The sequence below is a fragment of the Hymenobacter perfusus genome, assembly GCF_003944765.1.
Lineage (GTDB): Bacteria > Bacteroidota > Bacteroidia > Cytophagales > Hymenobacteraceae > Hymenobacter > Hymenobacter perfusus.
The window spans coordinates 825,518-848,712 of the sequence record NZ_RWIU01000001.1 but is presented as its reverse complement, the minus strand read 5'-3'; the positions used below and the strand labels follow the sequence as shown (position 1 = coordinate 848,712).

General features: G+C 61.1%; 13 protein-coding genes and 1 tRNA gene. 8 read left to right on the top strand and 6 right to left on the bottom strand.

The annotated features are described in order from the left end of the window. Positions 1-96: 96 nt before the first annotated feature. On the bottom strand, positions 97-2,310 hold the full coding sequence (locus tag EI293_RS03615; protein ID WP_125435759.1) for a PAS domain-containing sensor histidine kinase: 2,214 nt from the start codon (positions 2,308-2,310) through the stop codon (positions 97-99). Positions 2,311-2,452: 142 nt separating this feature from the next. Between EI293_RS03615 and EI293_RS03610 the strand changes: the two genes are divergently transcribed. Then, positions 2,453-3,127 (top strand): response regulator, encoded by a 675-nt coding sequence (locus EI293_RS03610; RefSeq protein WP_125435757.1) that lies wholly within the window; start codon positions 2,453-2,455, stop codon positions 3,125-3,127. Between the two features lie 6 nt (positions 3,128-3,133). Here the strand turns inward: EI293_RS03610 and EI293_RS03605 are convergent, their stop codons facing one another. Beyond that, positions 3,134-3,682 carry a hypothetical protein gene (locus EI293_RS03605; protein WP_125435755.1) on the bottom strand — a complete coding sequence of 183 codons (549 nt, stop codon included), beginning with the start codon at positions 3,680-3,682 and terminating at the stop codon, positions 3,134-3,136. Positions 3,683-3,830: 148 nt separating this feature from the next. Here EI293_RS03605 and EI293_RS03600 point away from each other — a divergent pair, with 148 nt between their 5' ends. The 3 genes from EI293_RS03600 to EI293_RS03590 all read left to right on the top strand — a co-directional run bounded on the left by EI293_RS03600 (position 3,831) and on the right by EI293_RS03590 (position 10,048). After that, the gene (locus EI293_RS03600) at positions 3,831-7,292 is read left to right on the top strand and encodes a class I SAM-dependent DNA methyltransferase (RefSeq protein WP_125435753.1); all 3,462 of its coding nucleotides are present in this window, start codon (positions 3,831-3,833) and stop codon (positions 7,290-7,292) included. Between the two features lie 112 nt (positions 7,293-7,404). Continuing rightward, complete coding sequence (locus tag EI293_RS03595; protein WP_125435751.1) at positions 7,405-9,078, top strand: T9SS type A sorting domain-containing protein; 1,674 nt, start codon at positions 7,405-7,407, stop codon at positions 9,076-9,078. A gap of 637 nt (positions 9,079-9,715) precedes the next feature. Next, positions 9,716-10,048: a DUF5681 domain-containing protein gene (locus EI293_RS03590; RefSeq protein ID WP_125435749.1), complete on the top strand. Its 333-nt coding sequence runs from the start codon at positions 9,716-9,718 to the stop codon at positions 10,046-10,048. A 345-nt stretch (positions 10,049-10,393) separates the two neighbouring features. On the opposite strand, the gene EI293_RS03585 is transcribed toward EI293_RS03590, so the two are convergent. Further along, positions 10,394-10,465 (bottom strand) — tRNA-Arg (locus tag EI293_RS03585). 127 nt (positions 10,466-10,592) lie between these two features. Here EI293_RS03585 and EI293_RS03580 point away from each other — a divergent pair. Further along, on the top strand, positions 10,593-11,744 hold the full coding sequence (locus EI293_RS03580; RefSeq protein ID WP_125435747.1) for a DUF2652 domain-containing protein: 1,152 nt from the start codon (positions 10,593-10,595) through the stop codon (positions 11,742-11,744). Between the two features lie 243 nt (positions 11,745-11,987). On the opposite strand, the gene EI293_RS03575 is transcribed toward EI293_RS03580, so the two are convergent. Continuing rightward, positions 11,988-13,229, bottom strand: coding sequence for a Pycsar system effector family protein (locus EI293_RS03575; protein ID WP_125435745.1), 1,242 nt, complete (start codon positions 13,227-13,229; stop codon positions 11,988-11,990). A gap of 268 nt (positions 13,230-13,497) precedes the next feature. On the opposite strand from EI293_RS03575, the gene EI293_RS03570 reads away from it, so the two are divergent. After that, positions 13,498-17,400, top strand: a complete 3,903-nt coding sequence (locus EI293_RS03570) for a BamA/TamA family outer membrane protein (protein ID WP_246010517.1) — start codon at positions 13,498-13,500, stop codon at positions 17,398-17,400. 193 nt (positions 17,401-17,593) lie between these two features. Continuing rightward, positions 17,594-18,721: a DUF6268 family outer membrane beta-barrel protein gene (locus EI293_RS03565; protein ID WP_125435743.1), complete on the top strand. Its 1,128-nt coding sequence runs from the start codon at positions 17,594-17,596 to the stop codon at positions 18,719-18,721. Between the two features lie 137 nt (positions 18,722-18,858). Here the strand turns inward: EI293_RS03565 and EI293_RS03560 are convergent, their stop codons facing one another. Next, entirely contained in the window at positions 18,859-19,293 is a 435-nt protein-coding gene (locus EI293_RS03560; RefSeq protein ID WP_125435741.1) for a hypothetical protein, read from the bottom strand. A gap of 159 nt (positions 19,294-19,452) precedes the next feature. Between EI293_RS03560 and EI293_RS03555 the strand changes: the two genes are divergently transcribed. Beyond that, positions 19,453-19,929, top strand: a complete 477-nt coding sequence (locus tag EI293_RS03555) for a hypothetical protein (protein WP_125435739.1) — start codon at positions 19,453-19,455, stop codon at positions 19,927-19,929. Between the two features lie 235 nt (positions 19,930-20,164). On the opposite strand, the gene EI293_RS22325 is transcribed toward EI293_RS03555, so the two are convergent. Next, the gene (locus EI293_RS22325; protein WP_125435737.1) at positions 20,165-22,927 is read right to left on the bottom strand and encodes a class I SAM-dependent DNA methyltransferase; all 2,763 of its coding nucleotides are present in this window, start codon (positions 22,925-22,927) and stop codon (positions 20,165-20,167) included. Positions 22,928-23,195 lie beyond the last annotated feature (268 nt).

Genomic DNA, 23,195 nt, shown 5'->3' with positions numbered 1-23,195 from the left:
TGCGTTACGCTGGTGGCCGCCGCCGCCGACACCCGAATATACGGCGCGGATGAAATTTAGATAACGCGTAAAATACTGATTTATAGATAAATGATTCTACGACCGGGCCTCCGGGCTGCAGGGCAGGGAAATGCAAACCAGGGTGCCCCGGCCGGGGGCGGAGTCAACCGTGAGGGTGCCCAGCAGCAGCTCTACGCGGTGCCGGATGCTGGTCAGGCCCAGGCCCCGGGGCGGCGCGGTGGTCGGCAAGGCAGCCTCGAACCCAATGCCGTTATCCTCGGCGGAAAGCTCCAGGGTGGTTGGCCGGTAGCGCACGAGCAGGGTAGCTTCGGAGGCGCGGGCGTGCTTGAGGATGTTGTTCAGCAATTCCTGCATAATGCGGTACGCGGCCATTTCCACGGCGGCCGGCAGCCGCTCCGGCAGGTGCTGCACGCGTAGCTGCACGCGCAGGTGGTGGTGCGGAACACGTTTGAACAGCTCTTCGAGGGCGGTTTTCAGGCCAAAGTCGGCCAGTACGCCGGGCGTCAGCTCAAAGGAAATGGTGCGGGTGGCCCGGATGGCCTCTTCCAGTAGGTTCCGGGTTTCGTGCACCTCCCCGGTGGGCGGCAGACTGAGCTTGGCCGCGTACAGTAGCTGGCCCACGCCGTTGTGCAGGCCCTCGGCAATGCGGCGGCGCTCCGTTTCCTGGGCTTCCAGCACGGCGGCCATAATTTCGTGCTGCCGCCGCTGCTGCTGCCGGCTGGCTTCGGCGGTCAGCTGGTTGCGCTGCGTCACGTCCCGGATAACAATCAGCACTCCGCACTCATTGCCTTCCGGCAGCGGCAGCAGGCTGGCCTCGCAGTCCTGATCGTGGCAGTGGAAGGGCACGTTGTAGTGGGGCGTGAGCTGGCCGGCCAGCATGCTGTGCAGGGCCGCGCCCTGCCGGGTATCGGGGCGGAAAACGGAAAACTCCGGGAGTGGCTGCCCCAGCATGGTGGCGGCCGGCAAGCCGGACAGCTGCTCCATTACGCGGTTCCAGGCCGTGATGTGGCCCTGCGGGTCGCAGGCGACAATGGCATCGGCACTGTGGTTGAGCAGGCGTTCCGTAAACTCCTTCTCGGTTCGCAGCCGCTCTTTACTCAGCTCCGACTCGGTAACGTTGATGGAGAACATTACGCCACACTGCTGGCTTTCATCGAAGAAGCCGAAGCAGTGCAGAAAGACCGGCTCCCCCTGCACCTGGCCGCGCGCCACAAAGCGCACCGTCTGGCCGGCCAGCACCTGCGTAATGTGCTCCTGCATACCAGGCATCAGGTACCCCGCCGGCTGGCCCACACCCTCATTATCGGTCACGTGCAGGTGGCGCAGTCCGGCACCCGTCAGTTCCAGCAGGCGGCCCTGCCGGTCGAAGCGGCCCAGAATGAGCGGCAGATTCTGCAGCATGCGTTCCAGCAGCTGGTTTTTCAGCGTCAGCTCGTGGCGGGTGCGGTGGCGGTCCGTCACGTCGCGCAGCAGGCCAGTAAGGCGCAGCGGCTGGTGCTGGCCATCAAGCTGCACCTGCCCCATGGCCAGCAGGTGGCGGGTGCCCTCGGTGGGGTGTAGCAGCCGGAACTCAACATCGAAGGGCTGCTGCTCGCGCACGGAGCGGTGGAACGCGGCCTGCAGTGGGGCCACGTCCGCGGGGTACACCAGGGGCTGCAGTTCTTCCCAGGAGCTGATGGCCTCCGTAATGCCCAGAATCTGCCGGGTCCGCTGGTCGCAGTACAGCTTGTGGGTGGGCAGGTGGCTGATCCAGACGCCCGAAGCGGTGGCCACCAGGGCCAGCTGCAGGCGGTTTTCGCTTTCGTGGCTGCTGCCGGGCCGGGGGCGCCGGCTGGCGGTATCTTCCCAGATGACGTGGTATAGCAGCTCGCCTTCCAGCCAGATGGCCGTAATCAGGAACTCCTCCCAGAACTCCTCGCCGCTGGGGCGTTTGCCCAGCCAGGAAAAGCGTGCCCAGCCCAGGCGGTGGGCCTGCTCCAGCATATCGGTCAGGCGGGCGGCGGCGGGGCGGCCATCGGGTTGGGTGGGGGCCGAAAAGGAGCCGATGGGCCGGCCCAGCAGCTCGTCGCGGTGGCGCAGTCCCAACAGGTGCAGGGCCATGGGGTTGCAGTCGGCATACAGGCCGTTGCGCACGATAACCACCGCTTTGCGGGGCTGCTCGAACAGCTGCTGATAGTAGGTGGCGCGGGTTTCGGCCTGCACCTGAGCCGCGCGGGCCAGGGCCAGCTCGGCCCGCAGGCGTACCAGTTCGGTAGCGGTGGTATCGGCGGTGGGGGCGGGGTCGGGCATTACGCAGGAGCTTACGGCGAAATATAACCCCGGGGCCGGTAATTGCGCAGCCTGCGGCCGGCTTCTTACGTACTAGGGGGCCAGGTGGAAGCCGCCGGCGGAGGCCTCCGGCCCGGCAGAAGCTTCCTATCTGGCTACTGCCATGATTCGTATCGTACTGACCGATGACCACGCCATTCTGCGCGACGGAATTCGGGCCCTGCTGGCGCGGGAGCCCGATATGCAGGTGGTGGGAGAGGCCGCTGACGGCCAGGCTCTGCTGGATGTGCTGGCCCACACCGCCGCCGATGTGGTGCTGATGGACATTAACATGCCCGGGCTGGATGGGTTTGCCACCATGCCCTTGCTGCGCGAAAAATTCCCCGGGGTGCGGGTGCTGGTGCTGTCCATGCTCGACCACGAAAACTACGTGTACCGCATGATGCAGGCCGGGGCGCTGGGCTACGTGCTCAAAAACGCCGACATCACCGAAATTACCCACGCCATCCGGACGGTGGCCGACGGCCGGCAGTTTCTGTGCACCGAAATCGGGCTGGCCCTGCTGCACCGGACCATCGGCCGGCCCACGCCTCCCGTACCGGACGGGCCGGCCCCTGCGGTGGCAACGCGGCTTGCCGGCGCGGCCGAGCTGTCGGGGCGGGAGCTGGAGGTGCTCCGGCTGATTGCCGAGGGCCTCACCAACCAGGAAATTGCCGATACGCTCTTTACCAGCAAGCGCACCATCGAAACCCACCGCCAGAACATCATCGAGAAAACCCAGGCCAAAAACACGGCCGCCCTCATCCGCTACGCCATGAGCCAGGGCCTGATTGCGTAGCGGACCTCATCGCTTACCATCTGGCTTAGCGGCCAGCGTATCCAATATCAGAATGACATTTCGGTCTTTGTTCGCCATATAGGCAATACGAACGTGCAGACCTGCTCTTATCGCGCCGCCGTGAGAGGATGCATTATTGTAACCGTAGTCCTTCACCTCAAAATTGGAGAAGGCAAACGGCACTCCAGCTACGGTAAAAGTCTCGTATTTGTGGCCGCCCTCTGGCATGGGGTTGAAGTCAGTTACGACACCTGTTACGGCTTGATACTGCTTCTGCTTGTAAACGCCTCTGGTGTGTACGTACTCCACGATTGAGCCAGGCAGAAGAATAAATATCCAAATACCTGCAAAGCACATTATGATGACGCTTAACATTCTGCTGGGAGGACGCGCATCCACGTCAGAAAACGGTGTCGTTTCCTCTTCTGTCGAATGCTTGACGGAGAGATGCCGCCAGATGATAAATAGAAGAGTCAAAGGAAGAAGCACAAATAGTACATGGGCCAAGACGGGGGCGTCGTCAGCAAAATCATAGACATTGTGCCAGTGTTGCATAGTAGTTCCGTTGCTGCAGATGTATAACAAGGCGCTTATCGGTCACTCCACCCCCGGTTACATCATCACTTGACGTGCGTTTTCCCCGCCAAATAACGGCATAGCTGCCTATCTTCCCCGCCCTTTCGCTACTCTAGCCTTATCCGCTTTGACTTACCCCGACTTTGAAGCCCGCTGGAAAAACTCCGGCGGCGCCGAGCGCGCCAACTACGGCCTGTTCCTGCAGGACCTCTGCGACCTGCTGGAAGTACCCCGCCCCGACCCTACCACCGACGACCCCACCCAGGACCAGTACGTGCTGGAACGGGCCGTGCAGTTCAACGACGGCCCAAAAAAGAGCACCGGCCGCATCGACCTCTACAAGCGCGGCTGCTTCGTGCTGGAAACCAAGCAGGGCACCGACACCGCCGACCAGCAGAAAAAGCAGGAACGCGCCGAGCTGGGCTTGGAGCCGAGCAAGCGGCGCAAGGGCCATGCCGTGCGCGGCTCCGCCAAGTGGGCCGAAATGATGCAGGCCGCCCGCCAGCAGGCCCTGGGCTACGTGCGCGCCCTCCCGCCCGACGAACCCCGCCCGCTGTTCGTGCTGGTGGCCGACGTGGGCTTTTGTATCGACGTATATAGCAACTTTGCCGGCGTTGGGGATTCGTTTGTGCCCTTCCCCGACCAGACCCGGTTCCGGTTGCCGCTGGCCGCGCTGGCCGATGACAAGACGCGGGCCATGCTCCGCCAGATCTTCCTCGACCCGAAAGAGCTGGACCCCAGCCGCCGCGCCGCCCGCGTGACGCGGGAGTTGGCCGCCCGCCTCGCCAAGCTCTCGGAGCAGCTGGAACGGGCCGGGCACGCGCCCGACGTGGTGGCCCAGTTCCTGATGCGCTGCCTGTTTACCATGTTTTCGGAAGATGTGGGCCTGATTCCGAAGGCCAGCTTTACCGGGATGCTGAGCCAGTACGGCACGCCCGAGCTGCTGGAGTTTCTGCCCGATGCCCTCACCAACCTCTGGCGCACCATGGACACCGGCGGCTTCTCGTCGGACCTGAAAGCCCGGCTGCGCCGCTTCAACGGCAAGCTGTTCCATGATGCCACCGCTTTGCCCCTGAACGCCGGCCAAGCGGAGCTGCTGCTGCAGTCGGCGAAGGCGGACTGGACGGAGGTGGAGCCGGCCATTTTCGGGACGCTGCTGGAACGCGCCCTCGACCCCCGGGAGCGGCACAGCCTGGGCGCCCACTACACCCCGCGCCGCTACGTGGAGCGGCTGGTGCTGCCTACCGTGCTGGAACCGCTGCGCCGGGAGTGGGCCGCCGCGCAGGCCGCCGCCGCCCGCCGCCTCGACGAAGGCCAGCCCCGCGACGCCCGCGCCGAGCTGGTGCGCTTCCTGACGCGCCTCACTAGCCTCAAAATCCTGGACCCCGCCTGCGGCTCCGGCAACTTCCTGTACGTGACGCTGGAACACCTCAAGCGGCTGGAAGGCGAAGTGCTGGCCGCCATCAACAGCTACGGCCAGACCGGCCTGCTGGAACTGGGCGGCGGCACCACCGTGAGCCCGCACCAGCTGCTGGGTTTGGAGCTGAACCCGCGCGCGGCGGCCATTGCCGACGTGGTGCTGCGCATCGGCTACCTGCAGTGGCACCTGCGCACCTACGGCCCCTCCGAGCTGCGCGAGCCGCTGCTGGATGAGTACCAGAACATCCGCCAGCAGGATGCGGCTTTGCAGCACGGCCCGCCCGTGCCCCGCCTCGATGCCCACGGCCAGCCCGTGACGCGCTGGGACGGCACCACCCGGCTGCACCCCGCCACCGGCCAGCCCGTGCCCGACGAAACCGCCCGCACGCCCGTCCTCGACTACCCCAACCCCCGCCCCGCCGAGTGGCCCCAGGCCGATTTCATTGTGGGCAACCCGCCGTTTGTGGGGCCGGCCCGGATGCGCGACGCCCTCGGCGACGGGTACACCGAAGCCCTGCGCAAAGCCTACAAAGGCAAGGTGCCCGATTCGGCCGACCTCGTAATGTACTGGTGGCACAACGCCGCCGCCGCCGTGCAGCGCGGGGCGTCGGAGCGGTTCGGCTTCATCACCACCAACAGCCTCAAGCAGACCTTCAACCGCCGGGTAATGCAGCCCTTTCTGGAAGGCGACCCGGCCCCGCTCACCCTCACCTTCGCCGTGCCCGACCACCCCTGGGTAGATGCCGGGGACGGAGCCGCCGTACGTATTGCCATGACCGTAGCCGAACGCACCCCGACTGTGCCGATAGCAGGTCAGTTGTTGATGTTGAAAACTGAATCTGCGGCGGAAGGCGACGATGCTGCTGACGTGACGTTTATTGAGCAGCAGGGCCAGATTCTTTCTGACTTGACAATAGGAGCCGCACTAGATTCTACCAATTCTCTAAGAGCAAATGACCAAATCGGAAACCGAGGCTTAGAGCCAGGCGGAGCTGGCTTTATTGTAACTCAGGAAGAGGCGCAAAGTATCGGTTTAGGTTCAATTGAAGGATTGCAACGCCATATTAAACCTTATAGGAATGGGCGCGACCTCACAGATAGGCCCAGAGGCGTTTACATCATTGATATGTTTGGGTTGAATGAAGCACAGGTTCTAACCTCCTTTCCGACAGTTTATCAATGGCTTTCAGAAAGGGTGAAACCTGAACGGGAGCAAAACCGTGACCCAAAGCTCAAAGCTCAGTGGTGGCTTCATAGAAGAAGCCGTGCAGATTTCAGGGCTGCAATTGAAGGATTGACGCGTTATGTTTCAACCCCAAGAGTTTCCAAACATAGCTTCTTTACCTTCTTTGACGGCGAAGTGCTGCCTGACGATAAGGTGGTTGTTTTCGCTTCCGATGATGCCTACCATCTTGGCGTATTGTCAAGCAGAACCCATGTGGTTTGGGCATTAGCCACAGGTGGCAGATTGGGTGCAGGTAACGACCCTGTATATGATAAAACACGTTGTTTCGACCCGTTCCCCTTCCCGGCGGCCACGGCGGAGCAGCAGGCGCGCATCCGGGAGCTGGCCGAACAGCTCGACGCCCACCGCAAGCGCCAGCAAGCCCAGCACCCCACCCTCACCCTCACCGACCTCTACAACGTGGTGGAAAAGCTGCGCGCCGGCCAGCCCCTCACCACGGCCAAAGAGCAAACCATCAACCAGCAGGGCCTCGCCTCCGTGGTCCTGAGCCTGCACCAGCAGCTCGATACGGCCGTAGCCGCCGCCTACGGCTGGCCCGCCGACCTTCCCGACGCCGAAATTCTCACACGTCTGGTGCGCCTTAACCACGAGCGCGCCCAAGAGGAACAGGCCGGCCACGTTCGGTACCTCCGCCCCGCCTACCAAGCCCCAGAGCTGCAGCAGTCGGCGCTGGCCCTACCCGCCGCCGCCGCCAAGGTGGCCGCTGCCGCGGAAGCCACCGGCCCCCAGCCCTGGCCCACGGAGCTGGCCCAGCAGATGCAGGCCGTGCGCGACGCCGTGCAGCAGGCCGGCCAGTCGGTAAGCGCCGCCCAAGTAGCCGCCCGCTTCAAGCGCACCAAGCCGGAGCGCGTTCAGCCCCTACTGGACACCCTCACCGCGCTAAGCCTGCTCCGCCAAACAGAGGAAGGGGCCTACGCGGCGTAGTTTTATTCGCCCATCTCATGAAAAGTAGGGACCTTTGATTAGGCGCGGCTGAGTAGTTACGATTGCCCGTACCATTTAACTTTCTCAACAACTTTCAACTCCAACTTCTGCTATGATTCAAACCTTTATCCGCTTTAGACTAGGCTGCGCTTTTTGCGCATTTGCCATTTTACTTCTAAGCAGTAGTAGTTGGGCTCAAACTGCTCCCGCTTGGTCAAGCACTCGTGCTATAGGGCATGGCTCTGTTTTTGGGGCGCATGTAGCAATTGATGCCTCTGGTAATACATATGAAGCAGGAACTTTTAACGCTACTACCTCCATCGGTGGAACTACGCTCAGAAGCGTAGGTGACACTGATGCGTACGTCGCAAAATATACTCCAGCAGGTGTGTTAGCTTGGGTACGCCAGATAGGCTCCACTGGCTCCGAGGGTATTGGGGACATCACAGTGGATGCAGCGGGTAACGCTTATATAACCGGTTATTTTGCCGCTTCTATTACGCTTGGTGATAATTTAACTTTAGTCGGTGGTAATGCTATCATACCTAAGATTATGGTGATAAGGTATTCACCACAGGGTACCCCTGAGTGGGTGCAGCAGAATAGAAGCACCCCACCTAACGACACTGCAATCGGTAGCGGTATTAGGGTCGATGCTTCCGGGATTTTATATCTGACTGGTAGCTTCGACAATCCACTTACAATAGAATCGACTACGATTACTGTTCCTAACGTCAAGGGGGCCTATTTGGCGCGCTTATCGGCAGCAACTGGTGCTTTACAGTCCTTAGCCCCTATTTACCAATATGGTCCTCTTACTGGTAATTCTGCTTCGTGGACTTCCCCAAAGTTGGCTATATCCTCCACTGGTGAAGCTTATATCCTGAACTCCTTTAACCAACCTGTTATTATCGGAACCACTACGCTTACCAGTCGCGGTAATGAGGACGTGCTAATAGCAAAATATAATGCGCAGGGTACCTTTGAATGGGCAAAGCAGTTCGGCGGTTCGGGTGATGATATAATCAGTCAGGGTATAGTCGATGCCACTGGTAGCTTGTACATAATAGCTGATTTCACTGGTCCAGCTACGCTTGAGAACACGACACTGCAAGGTGCCGGAAGTATGGATGGCAGTCTCATAAAGTACTCGCCTGATGGTACAGTGCAGTGGGCTCAAACTCTTGGCAGTTCTGGTGCGGATGCATGGTATGGCCTGAGCTTAGATGCAGTAGGTAACCCCTACATAACTGGTGATTTTAGTAATGGTGCTCGGCTTGGTGCTATTACTCTCACCAGCGCAGGCAAACAAGATATAGTAGTGGCATCTTACACCCCTCAAGGACAGGTGCGTTGGGTGCAGCAAGCTGGTGGCCCAGAAGTAGACTATGGCCTTCACGTTGGCCTCGACGCCCTCGGTAATACTTTTGTAGTTGGGCGATTCTCAAACTCCTGCTCTTTTGGCCCGCTATCACTAAGTAGTGCTATTAACCGAGAAGCTTTCATTGCCCGCTTAGGCACTACCGTGCTAGCGACTCAGCTTAGTAGTTCAACATCCACTCTAAGCTTATATCCGAATCCGGCAACTGACGCTGTAATGTTATCAGGTGTACCTGTCGGCAGCCACGTGCAACTATTTGATGCTTTGGGCCGGGAGGTGCGTACTGCACTTGTAATGTCTAATGCCACAGTATCGGTGCGAGGCCTCATTCCTGGCCTCTACACTCTAAGGGCCGTCACTGTTGAGGGGCGCTTGTACGTGGGCAAACTTATGATAGAACAATAGTTTATCGAAAAGCCAGCCCGAGACTAGATTAATGGTGGGGGTAACTGTAAGAACTGGCCCGCTGCTTACGTTCCATACCAATGTGTAATGGTTGATGCAGGTTGGGAGTATAGTCTTGTCACTACTTAGCTTTAAACGTAAGCCTTTTACTACTCATAGCTAATTCAGCTTGGTATGAGTAGAGGCGCTCCTTTTTTCAAAGGGTATACCGATTCGGTATACCCTTTGTCATTTTTAGTCCGTGGGCAGAAAGCAAATCTGCTTTCATACAGGTTATCCGGATATAGCAGGGAAACTATGCTTCGCCAGTTTCATGAAACCGGGAATACCCGTGTTTACGAAACGACGCTATTTACTGAACTGACAGTATAAATAAGCCAGAGCCTTAATCCGTAAATTTTACGGAGCATACACCTGGTGTCTTAGAGCCGCTAGGGGAGGGGTAGGGTAGTTCCTTCACCGTGGCCGCCGACCCACCGCAGAGTACCCCCGCCGCCGTGCGCGTGCAAAACTCAACCCCAAAAGTCCGGCCCCGGCCGTGGGCTATGGGCCCGCCGCCGCTGGCCGTATCTTGCTGTAAACAACAGGCGATAACAGGCGTAACCGTTTCGGATACCCCTTGCCAGCCCCAGCAGGTATGCAGTACGAGAAAGGAACCAGCGGCAACCCCTCCGGCCGCCCAAAAGGAAGCGCCAATAAGGCCACCGCCCACACCCGGGAGCTTATCGGCGCGGCCCTCGCCGGCCTCGACGCCGATACGTTACGGGGCCACCTGCTCACGCTAAACGGCAAGGACTTTATAGACGCCTATGTAAAGCTGGCCGAGTTTGTAGCCCCCAAGCTGCAACGCACCGCCCTGGCTGTTAATGATGAGCAGAAAGGCCGGGTGAAAGTGACGCTGCATATCGGCGGTACCCCGGAGCAGCGGGAAGCTAACGACCGCGCCGCCCGGCGGCTGCTTCGGAAGTAGCGGGCAATAAGGTGGGTACCTCCCACCTTTTCCTGTCCGGCTTTCTCAACTGTGAGCCAAAGGGGCTGCTCACTTAGGAAGTAGCAGGCTGTCCGGTTTGCTGGACACCCTCCGCAAAAGAGAAGGGCCGCCGTGTCGATTGACGCGGCGGCCCTTGCCCACCATGGGTAGGAGCTGGCAACTACTTACCCGGCGGGCAAAACAAAGATAATCCGCCGCCGCAAAAATGCGTCGGCCCTGGGTGGGCAATTGTCCTCCCAAATATTAAGTCGCCTCTGTTTGTCCCCCAAACCGTCCCCCGATAAAGCAAAAAGCGCGTTTCTGAGTCAGAAACGCGCTTTAAAGTGGCCGCGGCGGGAATCGAACCCACATCTAAAGTTTAGGAAACCCTCATTCTATCCGTTGAACTACGCAGCCGGCTGGTTACCCGGCCGCAAAGCTACGCCGAAAGCCCCGGCCGCCCAAACCAGGCAGTACGGGTAGGGCGCTTCCAGCCGTATCTTCGCGCACTGCTTCCACCGTTTTTCCTATTTTTTCCGGCTGTATGGGTGTTTTGGATGAATTACGGGCCCAGCGCCGCGCGGCCGGTACCGCGTCCGGCTCGGCCGCCGATGGCCAGCAGCCGGCCCTGCTGCTCATTCCCGACATCAGTGGCTTCACCCGCTTCATCGAGGAATCGGGCAACCCCCAGGCGCCGTTTCTGGTGGCGGATCTGCTGGAAATCCTCATCGAGGCCAACACGCTGGAGCTGGAAGTCAACGAAATTCAGGGCGACGCGGTGCTGTTTTATCGGCTGGGCCCGCCCCCCACGGCCGAGGAACTGGTGCGCCAGTGTCGCCGCATCTACCTTGACTTTCAGAACTACCTGCGCCTGGTGGAGCGCGACACCGGCTCGGCCCTGGCCGCCTCCCTGCAGGAGCTGGCCCTCACGCTCAAAATTGTGGTGCACTACGGCCGCGTGAGCGTGGCCCGCATCCGGGAGCACACCAAGCTCATGGGCCGCGACGTAATTGTGGTGCACCGGCTGCTCAAGAACAACATTGCCGGCTCCGAGTACATCCTGCTGTCGGAGGGGTACACCGCCACCCAGCCCCCGGCCGAGCTGGCCCGCACCTTTGCCTGGACGCGCCTGCTGCCCGGCTCCACCTACTACGAGCACCTCGGCGAAACACCCTACCACTACGCCCACCTCTCTCCCCTGCGCCTGCTCCTGCACGCTCCCGACGTGGACGACGACGTGCCCACCGGCCGGGGCTGCGTGCTGAAAGTGCGCCGCGCCCTGCGCGTGCCCGCGCCCTACGCGCTGCGGGTGCTCAGCAACTTCCGCCTGCGCCCGCGCTGGATGGAAGGCGCCACCGCCGTGCACTACGATGTAACCAAGGCCGGCCGCCTGGGCACCAGCTACAAAGTAGACGTGTTCAGCGGCCAGATCGACTTCCAGACGGTGCAGTGCCTGGAGGACGAGGACGGCCGCCTGACCTACGTGGAAAAGATTTCGCACTTCCGCCTGTTCCCCAACGCCCTGCTGTTCTGCTGCGTGGAAGCCGTGGATTTTGATAGCTGCCTGCTGACGCTGGAGCTGCGCTACGGCCACGTGGCCAGCAGCCACCGCCTCGTTCGCTTCGGCCAGCTGCGCCGCCTCTACCGCTTCCTGGGCCGCTCCCTGGCCCGGTTCGCGCAGCTGGTGGAGCGGTGAGGTGGTAGTTTGTTGGATACCGTCATTGCGAGGCGGAGCCGCAGCACCCGAAGGACAGCGCAGCTAATCCGTCCTTCACACGGTTCAAAACCCTGAAATAAGGAAAGCCCCTGACGTTCGTGCTGGCGTCAGGGGCTTTTGCGTAGGTCGAAGCTAGGAGCTAAGAAAAGGACGGATTAGCTGCGCCGTCCTTCGGGTGCTGCGCGCTGCTCTCAAGGACAGAACGGTTCAGCAATTCACCCCTTACATCTTATACAGCAGCGCAATGCCGAACGATAGGGCGGTCAGGATCAGGCCGACCATGAAGATGGTGTAGCTCAGGCGCAGCAGACGGTACTTTTTGGTCAGCACGTCGCCGAGGTAGTAGATGTCCGTCACCATGTTGGTGTACAGGGCGTCCTTTTGCTGCATCAGCTGGGTCATGCCGCTCTGGAAGTCGTCGAGGCTGAGCTTGCTGAAGTTACCGAAGAACAGCAGGTTCACGCGGCGGTTGGTGGCAATCTGGGGGCTGCGCTTGAGCCACTTGAAGCTCGTTACGTCGGGCTGGGCGCACAGAATGGCGGTGATAACCGAGGCCAGGGCCGTGGCCAGCAGAATACCCATTGGCACGGCAATAATGGGGTTGCGGATAACGCCTACGTTGCTCAGGGCCGCCGTTTTGCTGCCCAGCTTCGCCCCGAAGTAGGTAATGATGAGCGACATGAGCACCGCGTTCAGCGAAATCATCATGTTGGCCTTCTTGTCGGCCATGTCCGAAAGCTTCATGTGGTTGCTGTACATGGTCCGGAACATGGTTTCGATGCCGCGCTTGGGCTCGGCAAACGTACCTTCCTCTTCCTCCGTCTTTTTCTTTTTCTTCTTCTCGGTCTTCTTCAACAGCTTGCGCTGCTCCTTGATGTTGTCCTTCAGCTGGTCCTGGTATCGGTCTTTGGCGGCTTTGGTGTAGTACTTGCCGGCCAGCAGAAACGCCAGCTGATTTTCGGCCCACTCGGTATTGGAGTAGGTTTTGCCCAGGCTGGTTTCCCACTCGGCCCGCAGCAGCTCGGCGTTGGCGAAAAAATCGTCCCGGCCCATTCCGCTCATGTCGGCATCTACCAGCAGCTGCTCCAGCTCGGTTTCCCGGGTGGCGTCGCGGTGGGTGGCCTTGATGAGGGTTTGCACGAGGGCCGTGCGCTCGGGCGGATAGCCCTGTTTGGTGAGCCACTCGCCGGCCAGCTCGGCGCTGCGAAACTCGTGGCCGTCGTAGGTATCCAGGTAGCCCGCGTCATGAAACCAGGCGGCCAGCACCAATGCTTCCTGATCGGCCTCATCGAGGCCGGCCGCTTCGGCCAGCGCCCGGGCTTCCTTTACTACCGTGGTAGTATGTTTGGGCGAATGGTACACGAGCTGGGCCGGAAGCTTTTCTTCCAGCAGCGCCAGCACATAGGCCTTCGCACTTTTGACAATTTCGGCCTTGGCCGGTTTCTGAGTAAGAATAGGCTCCATCAGGGGAAGGGGAACTACGAAAATATCACAGCAGGGGCTGTTCGGCTTACAACGCGTTTTAGCAGTTGCCGGTTGTGAGGGGGAAGTTGCGGGCAACTCACTGCAAACCCAACCGTAGTCGGGCGAATTGCGTAGGGCAGCGCACCACCCGTACGATAGTCACGCGTACTTCAGTCGTTACCGGTAAGTTTACCGTATTTCCTGATCATTCGCCCCGTCGCCCCGGCGCGCCGCTGGGTTCTTGCTTTCGCGCTACTTCTTTCATTATATGAGCAGACATTTCCTGTCCAGTTGCCTGCTGCTGGCATTGGCCGGAGCGGCGGCCCCCGCTGCCCTGGCCCAACAGAAAACCCAGACGGCGCACCCCACGCGGCCCAACTACCGCGCAGGCGGCGTGAATTGGGAGTCGAAAACCCCGCCGGATAGCTCCCGCATCCGCTATAGCGTGTTCCTGATTGGCGACGTGGGCAAGCCTGCCACCGAAGCCGAAGGCGGCGAGCCGTCGCTGAACTACCTGCGCAAGCAGATTCTGGCGGCCGGCTCCAAAAGCACTACCATCTACCTCGGCGACAACATCTACGAGTACGGGATGCCCGAGGCCAAAGCCGCCGACCGCAAGGAATCGGAGCGGCGCATGGTGGACCAGCTCAAGATTCTGCGCGACTACCAGGGCGAGAAATACATGATTCCGGGCAACCACGACTGGAAACAGGGCCAGCGCGGCGCCGTGGATCAGGTGAACCGGGAGCAGTTCTTCGTGGAAAACTACCTGCAGAGCGACTCGGCCGCCTTTCCCTACACCGGCGACTTTTTTCTGCCCCGCGACGCCTGTCCCGGGCCGGTAGAAATTCGGTTGCAGGATGACGTGGTGCTGATTGCCATCAACTCGCAGTGGTTTCTGCAAACCTCCGGCGAGCGGCCCTACGGTGCCAACAGCGGCTGCGGCGTAGCCAACGAAACCGACTTCTTCACTCAGGTGGAGGACATCATTCAGCGCAACGCGGGCAAGAACATTATGGTGGTGGCCCACCACCCGCTGTTTTCCGACGGTATTCACGGCGGCTACTTCACCCTGGGCGACCATTTCTTCCCGCTCAGCATCGTGTACAAGTACGCCTTCGTGCCGCTGCCGGTCATTGGCTCCATCTACCCGTTTGCCCGCAAATACGGCGGGGTGAGCCAGGATATTGCTCACCCACTGTACCAAGCCTACAAGAAGGGGCTGCTGGAGATTTTCCAGAAGTACCCCAACGTGGTGTACGCCGCCGGCCACGAGCACAACCTGCAGTTCTTCAAGGAAGGCAACCTCAACCACATCGTCAGCGGCTCGGGCTGCAAAACCCAACACGTAAAGCCTGGCTCCGGCGGCGACGCTTTGTTCTCCGACAAGGAGAAGGGCTTCTCGCGGGTGAACTACTACGACAACGGGGAGGTCTGGACGGAGTTCTACGTGCCGGAAGGCGTGGGCGAAAACGGCCGTTTGGTGTTCCGTACGCCCATGTACGCCCAGCAGGCGGTGGTGGCCGAAGGCCCGAGCAATGCCGCCGGCCCCCGTCCCAACTTCCGCGACTCTACCGTGACGGTGGCCGTCAACCCCGGCTACGACGACCGGGGCAAGTTCCATAAGTTCCTGTTCGGGGAGCATTACCGTAAGGAGTGGGCCACGCCCGTGAAGTTCCCGGTGCTGGACATGGCTACCGAGAAAGGCGGCCTCACGCCCTACAAAATCGGGGGCGGCAAGCAGACGGCCTCGCTGAAAGTGCGCAACGAGGAAGGCCGCAACTTCACCATCCGCAGCCTCAACAAGGACCCCTCGGCGGTATTGCCCGAAGCTTTGCGCACCGGCGCGGCGGCCGATATTCTGCAGGACCAGATTTCGGCCCAGCACCCCTTCAACTCCATTGTCATTCCGCCCCTGGCCGATGCCGCCGGCATCCTGCACACCAACCCCGAGCTGCGTTACATTCCCCAGGACCCCTTGCTGGGCCAGTACCTGGAGCGGTTCGGCAATACGCCGGGCGCCATTGAGGAAGATGCCAAGGACGACCAGAGCAACGTGGAAAGCCTCGGCAACGCCAAAAACCTGGTGGGCACCGATAAGGTGTTCGAGCGCATCACCGACGACAACGACAACCGCGTCAACGAAAAAGCCTTTGCCCGCTCCCGCCTCTTCGATATGTGGATTGGCGACTGGGACCGGCACGAGGACCAGTGGCGCTGGGCCGAGAAAAAGGACAAGGACGGGGACCGGAAATTCACGGCCGTGCCCGAGGACCGCGACATTGCCTTCTTCAAGGGCGACGGACTGTTTCCGTACCTGGCCTCGCGCAAGTGGGCCATCCGCAACTTCCAGAACTTCGGCAAGGATTACGCCGACTGGAAGGGCCTGAACCTGACCGCCCTCAGCAACGACCGGGTGTACCTGGCTTCCGTGAGCAAGGAGGAGTGGGTAAAGCAGGCCGAGGAAATGAAGGCCGGCCTCACCGATGAGGTAATTGAGAAAGCCTTCAAGGAGCGGTGGCCCGAGCAGATTTATGCGCTGCACGGCCCCGAAATTATTGCCAAGCTGAAAAGCCGCCGCGAGCTGCTGCCCGAGGTAGCGGCCGACTACTACGAGGTGCTGAGCAAGGTAACGGAGGTGAAAGGCTCCAAGAAGCGCGAGAAATTTGTGGTGGAGCGCCTGCCCGGTGATAAGACGCACGTAACGGTGCAGAAAATCAACAAGGAGGGCGAGCTGACCAAAATGCTCTTCGACCGCACCTTCGACAACAAGGTGACCAAGGAGCTGCGCCTCTACGGCTTCGCCGACCGGGACCTGTACGAGGTGAAAGGCGACGTGAAAAACGGCCCGCTGGTGCGCATCATCGGCGGCCTGGATCGGGACTCCATCGTGGACCGCTCGAACGTGGCCGGTTTCCGCCACAAGCTGCACGTGTACGATGCCGACTCAGGCAACGTCATCGTGCCCGGTAAGGACACCCGCCTGCGCCTGGAGCCCGGCATCGACGTGAGCCGCTACGACGTGCATAACCGCACCGACCGCAAGGATTATACCCTCAACTACTTCGGCCCCACAGCCTATTTCGGGTATAATATTGATGACCGCCTGTTCGTGGGCGGCGGCGCGGTATACCGGACCTACGGTTTCCGCAAGGCACCTTACGCCACCGAGCAGAGCCTCGCGGCCAACTACTCGCCTTCCCAGAGTGCCTACAACGTGCGCTACCTGGGGCATTTTGTGGACGTGTTCGGCAAGACCGACCTGCGCCTCACGGCCCAGCTCTACGGCCCGCAGCTGCTCTACAACTTCTTCGGCCTCGGCAACGACACCCGGAATACACTGGCTGATGGAGACGGCCAGGCCCGCAACCGGGACATCAACGACACTTACCGCATCCGCTTCTCGCGCCTGACGGTGGCCCCCATGCTGGAGAAGGACGTGTTCAGCTTCCTCAAATTTGGTATCGGGCCGCAGTACGACCAGTTCCGGATTGACCGGGCGCAGATTGGCCGGGAGATTGAGCAGGGCCTCGACGCAGCCGGCAACGGCCAGGTCGGCACCGCCGCTGCCGGTATCCGGGCCTCCGACTTTGGCCTGAACCGCTACGTGGGTGGTAAAGCTTACCTGAACCTGGATGCGGCCAGCTCACCCAAGAACCCGCGCATCGGGCTGCGCTGGTACAACTCGGTGGAGTACAACCACCAGCTCAACGGCGAGAAACTCGATTACGCGCGTCTGGCCACGGAGTTCCGGGCCTACCTCTCGCCTAACTTCCCCTTCCAGCTCACCTGGGCCGGCCGCATCGGGGCCAACCGCAACCTCGGCGACTACCGCTTCTATCAGGCCAACACCTTGGGCGGTACCACCAACCTGCGCGGCTACCGCCGCACCCGCTACGCCGGCCGCTCGTCGGTGTACGGCAACGCGGAGGTGCGCATTCAACTGTTCTCCTTCAACGCCTACGTGGTGCCCGGCAAGTTCGGTATCCTGGGGCTGGCCGACGCCGCCCGCGTGTACACCTCCCGCGACACCGAAACCGGCCTCAAATCCCTGCACACCGCCGTGGGCGGCGGTGTCTGGGTGGATATCCTCAAGCAGGCCGTGGTGAATGCCACCTATTCGGTGGGCGAGGAAAACCTGGTCTTCGTGGGCTTCGACTTCCTGTTCTAGTGGTGAAATTGTGAAGTGGTGAAATGGTGAGTTTGTTGTTCGGCTTGCGCCATGTGCGCGGAATTGAACAACAACTCACCATTTCACCACTTCACAATTTCACCGTCCCCCCGCTTATCCTTTTTCGCGAAAAGACGTTAAGGCTAGCCTGACGTCTTTTCGGCGTTTTTCCGCTCTCCTCTCATCCTTCCGTATGCCCCTATTTTCGACGCTGATTGGGCGTGTTGCTCGCCCGCTTGCCGCTGCCGTGTGCGTGCTGGCCGCCGGTGCGGCCCAGGCCCAGGTAACGCCCGCCACGCCGCCCGTGTACCCGCCGCCCGCCCCGCCCGCTTCCGATACCACCGCCGCCGACCAGGTAGGCCGCGACCAGGAGTTTGCCACCCCCTCGGTGGTGGGCATGGGGCCCAGCAAAGGCCTGATCTTCCACTACGAGCGGATGCCGCGCTTCAACGTGGCCTCCGACGGGCAGGCCGTGGGTTTGCAGGATTACAAGTCGCAGGCCGAGAAAAACGCCCGGCTGGTGATTAAGGGCTACATCCCGTTCTGGAACAAGCCCCACCTGAAAATGCTGCTCGGCATCAACTACGAGCGGGAGGAGTTCAAATTCCGCCAGTATCCCACCGGCTACGAGCTCTACGACAACATCGAAGACAAGGGCCTCAAAACCCTGGGCGCCCAGCTGGCCATTATCCGGCCGGTGAATGCCGTGAACTGGTACATCTTCCGGCTGAAAGGGGAGCTGAGCGGCGACTATACCGCCCAGGGCGTAAACGTGAGCGACTACCTGCGGGTGTCCTCCGAGTTCCTGTACGGCTGGAAGCGCAGCCCCACCTTTTCCTGGGGCGTGGGCGTGCAGCTGGGCTACACCTTCGGGCGGCAGAGCATTTACCCGGCCGTGCTGTATAACCGCACCTTCAATAACCGCTGGGGCGTGGAGGCCATCTTCCCGGCCCGCGTAACGGCCCGCTACAATGCCTCGCCCAAGTCGCTGTTCTTTGCCGGCTACTCCGTGGATGGCTTCAACTACATCGTTAAGCTGCGGCAGCCTTTGCGCCGCGCCGACAACATTGCGCTGCGCACGTTGGAGCTGCGCGAAACCGAGGTGAAATTCCGGGGCCGCTGGGAGCGGGAAATCTATGATTTCCTCTGGTTCGGGCTGGAAGGCGGCTACCGCTACAACTACGCCTTCGATGCCTTCGACCGCACCAATAATGACCGCACTAAAATCATCGACTCCAAGCTGGCCGGGGCTCCCTACGCCTCGGTGGAGCTGTTCATTGTGCCGCCCCGCAAGTTCCTGAAGAAGACGCTGAACAAATAAGCGGCCCCAGGCACGCGGCGCTACTGCCAGAAAAGCCCGGCTCCCAGGTACAATCCTGAGAGCCGGGCTTTTTTGGCAGTAGTAGTGCTGGTAGCGTGCAGGCTCTGCTTAGCGCCTCAAGGTGGGAGTGGAGGCCACTACCGGGGCTGGGCATCGAGCCATATCAGGGCCTCGGCTTCGGTCAGGAACACGGCCGTGTGGTAGGGCTGCTCGGGGGCCAGGGCCCGGGCTACGGCCGGAGCCACAGCACCATCGGCGTGGGACTGCTGGAGGCGGGCCGGGGAGCTGAGGGCCGCCATGCACAGCCGGTGCGGGGCCAGGGTACGCACGGCCTCCGGGAAAAAATACCCACTCAGCCAGTGGGTAATATCCGCGTTAATCGGTCCGTCGCGGCGGCCATCCAGCAGCCAGCGGGCGCAGGCGTGTTCCCGGGCCTGAACCAGCAAGTGGCCGTACGATTCCTGAATTTCCGCCAGCGTCTGAGGCCGCAGCCACCGCAGAATAAGTGCGTGCAGATCAGGGCGGTACTGCGTAGAATACGCCTCGTTAGCGGTGGTTGGGAAGGGGAGCATAAGGAGCAAACGCGCGGCCTGGTATTTTGTTTGGCCGGGCCGGGGGGCACGGGACTTGCGCGGCTTGGCCTAATTCCACATCTTATCCTCCCGATCCGCTACTACCTGAAACGCATCTATTGCCGCGCGTTTCCTTTTACCCCTTTATCCCATTCCATCATGCCCAACCAGTTCTCGGTCGACATTCCGGCCCAAACCATCCAGGAGGTGCAGCAGCACCTCACCGCCATCAAAATAGCCCTGGCCCCCTACCTCGTCTCGCTCACGCCGGAGGAGCGAAAAACCATGCTCCGCATGGCCGACAAAACCGTGGCCTTCGTGCAGAAAACCGCCGATTACGCCACCAACACCCCCGCCTTCGTGCCCCCGTTCGTGGATTTCAGCGAGATGCAGCAGGATGTGGCCGCCCTCACCGCCCTTACGCCGTTGCACCAGCAGCTGGAGCAGCTGGCCCTGGACATGGACAGCACCATGATGACGGCCGGTTCCGAGGCCTACGGCCACTCGCTCACCATCTACAACAACATTAAGTTTCTGGCCAAGAACAAGCAGCCCGGCGCGCAGGCTGCCTTCGATGACCTGAGCCAGCGGTTTGCCGGCCAGGGCAGCCGGAAGGCCGAAGCGGCCAAAAAGTAGGCCGCGCCGGCTTTCTGGTTCCCTAAAAAGACGAACGAGTTCGGGTCCGACCCGAACTCGTTCGTCTTTTTGGCTTTCTGGTTGGCAAGAATAGCCTACTGGTTGGCCGGCGGCGGGAACGAGTTGCCCGAAACGACGAACGAGTTCGGGTCGGACCCGAACTCGTTCGTCGTTTTGGCTATCTGGTTAGCTGGCGGAGCCTACCAGTTGGCCGGGGTGGGCTACTGGGTGGGGGCTAGGCGGCGGGCTTGCGCGGGCGTTTGGGCTTGGCGGGCGGGGGCAGCAGGGGCGCTTGCAGCTGCCGGTACTGCTCGAAGAGGAACTCCAGGCGGCTTAGCTCGGTGGGGAAGGCGGCCGGGCGGTAGCACAGATCCACGGCCCTATCCAGGGTTTGGTGGGCCTTCACGAGGGCGGGGGGCATGGTGAGCGGGTCGTAGAGGGTGGCCAGGCTTTCCTCGGGGAACTGCGCCCGGGCCGCCAGCACCTGCTGCGCCGCTGCTTCCACCGCCGCCACCTGCTTCGCGCTGGGCGTGGCCGGGAAGGGGAAGTTGTTATAGACTAAATCCTTTGAGTAACGATAACGGCTTTCCAATCTTCCGCAGACCTGCCGCATCCAAGCCATGTGCATGTGTGAAGTCAGCACTCCAAACAGATAAGATGTAGCGTCTGGAATCGTAAATACCAGATTGCTGGGCACCACTTCATCCGTAAGAAACCCGATTGGAATGTAGCGGCGCGCCTCCGATGAAACGCTGGGTACAATCAGGTAAGCAGTGGGCAGTTTTCGGTCACGAAACAGGGTAGGAGTAGCGGCGAACTTCTGAGTAGAAGCCGCCACGCTTGCTGCCCGAAACTGGCGCACACCTTCTACGCGCTTCATTACTTCGGGCAGCTTCTTTAGCTCCGATGGTGACGCATCTACCAGCCACAAACACCACCGCTTCTCGTTGCGAATAAACTCCTGCGCGCCCATAAACTGCTTGATGAATGGGGCCGCGCCGGGTTCTTTCGCTAGTAATTCGTGCTTGTCCTCATCAGACAACAAGAGGTTCCCACCATCAAGCGGCATGTTTCCAAAGTTGATGCCGGGCACCGGGCTAATAGGCATCTGCCGCCGTCCTACCAGAATATCCGGCCCATCTACCAGATATGGGTTGATGTTTTTGACCTGCAACTCCTGCGGGGCACTTTTGGGCGTGGCGTAATCAAACAAGCGGCGGGTGGGTAGCGCCTGCGCCCCAAACCCCACAATCACGCAGAACACATTGGCATTGCCCCGCGCCTCATTGCTCCACTTGAACGTGCGATGCGCAAACTGAACGTGCATCTTGTAGTGATTGAGCATCTCGCCCCACAAGATACTTACCTGCTCACCCTGCGTGATGCTGTTGGTACTTACCAGCGCCACCCTAATAGCGGTGTTCTGCGCATATTGGGCAGCTTTGAGGTACCACGCGGCTACGTAATCGAGCACGCCTGCGCCTTGCAGCTTCGGCCCGGCCACGGCTAGCAGCTCTTTGCGCTGGCCTTCGGTCATGAGCTTGGAGCCGATGAATGGCGGGTTGCCGAGGATGTAGCTGAGCTGGTCTTTGGGGGCGACGGTTTCCCAGTCGGTGGTGAGGGCGTTGCCGTGCACGATGCGGGCGGTGCGGGTGAGGGGCAGGCGCAGGTAGAGGTTGCCGAAGGCTTCGGAGAGGCGCAGGTTGAGCTGGTGATCCATGAGCCACATGGCCACCTCGGCAATGCGGGCCGGGAATTCCTCCACCTCAATGCCGTAGGCCTGGTCTACCTGCACGCGGGCGTAGAGGGCTAGGTCCACGGTCTGGCCGGTGGCGCGGCGGTCGGCAAACAACCGCTCCAGAATTTCCTGCTCCAGCAGGCGCAGCTCCCGGTACGTGACCACCAGAAAGTTGCCGCAGCCGCAGCTGGGGTCCAGAAACCGCAGCTGCTCCAGGCGCAGGTGCAGGGCGTTGAGGCGGGGCCGGTTCTGGCCGGCCTGGGCCAGCTCCTGGCGCAGCTCATCCAGAAACAGCCCCTGAATGACTTTGAGAATGTTGGCCTCGGAGGTGTAGTGCGCCCCCAGGTTGCGCCGCTTCACCGGGTCCGTCACCGACTGAAACAACGACCCAAAGATGGCCGGCGAAATCCGCGACCAATCAAAGTAGGTGCAGCGCACCAGCTGTTCGCGCAGGGCCTCATCGAAGGCCGGAAACGGGAAGAACTCCGTGAACAGCGAGCCATTGACGTAGGGCAGCTGCTGCAAGTGGGCCGGCAGCTGGCGCTGGCGCTCGGCGTGGGGCTGGTCCAGCACGGAAAAGAACTGGGCCAGCTGGGCGCCCACGTCGGAGCCATCGGGGCGGGTGTGGGCCTCCAGGAACTCGCGGAAGGCGTCCTTCTCGAAGATGGCCGTATCCTCGGCGAAGAGGCAGAACAGGATGCGCACCAGCAACACTTCCAGCTTGTGGCCGTGGTAGCCGCCGCGCAGCAGCGCATCGTGCAGCTCGCCCATCAGCTCGGCCGCCCGAATGTTGGCGGGGTCCTCGGCCTGGTACTGGCGCTTCTGGTAGCCGGTCAGGAACGAGAACAAATGCAGGTGCTGGTGCAGCTCCTCCAGCCCGAAATCGAAGCTGGTGCCCTCGTCGAGGTCGTAGAGGCGGAAGCGGGCGAAGTCGGAGACGAGGATGTACTTGGGCAGCTCGTGGTCTTTGAGGCCGGGGAAGTAGTCTTTGGCCTGCTGCACGGCCTTGTCGAGGTCCTTGCCCCGGCTTTTGTGCTCTACCAGCAGGGTGCCCTTCCAGAGCAGATCAATAAAGCCCTGCTGGCCCGAGAGCTTCTTCACGGGCTCCTCGAAGGTGGCCACCCGGCGGCGGTTCACGCCGAACACGTTGAAAAAATCACCCCAGAAAGCCTTGGCTTCGGCGTGTTCCCGGGTTTCGCCCTGCCACTCCTGGGCAAAACGGATGGCGCGGTCTTTTACTTCGGATAAGGAAAGCGGCATAAAATACAGTAAGTGGGGGCGGAAGATAATCGTTCGGGACCATCCGCCCCGATCTGGTGGGCGGTAGTGTTCCGGTCCGGCGGGCGCAAGCCCGTCGGGCCGGTCGTCGTCCGGGCCATTCGCGCCGCGCGGCTCCGTTCGGGTGCCAACTGACGTCAACCGGCCCGACGGGTTGCGCCCGCCGGACCGGACCGTTTACTGGCCCGGCTTCCAGACCAGTTACCGGGTACAAAAATGCCCCGGCCGGGCAGGCAGGGGCAGAAAAGAA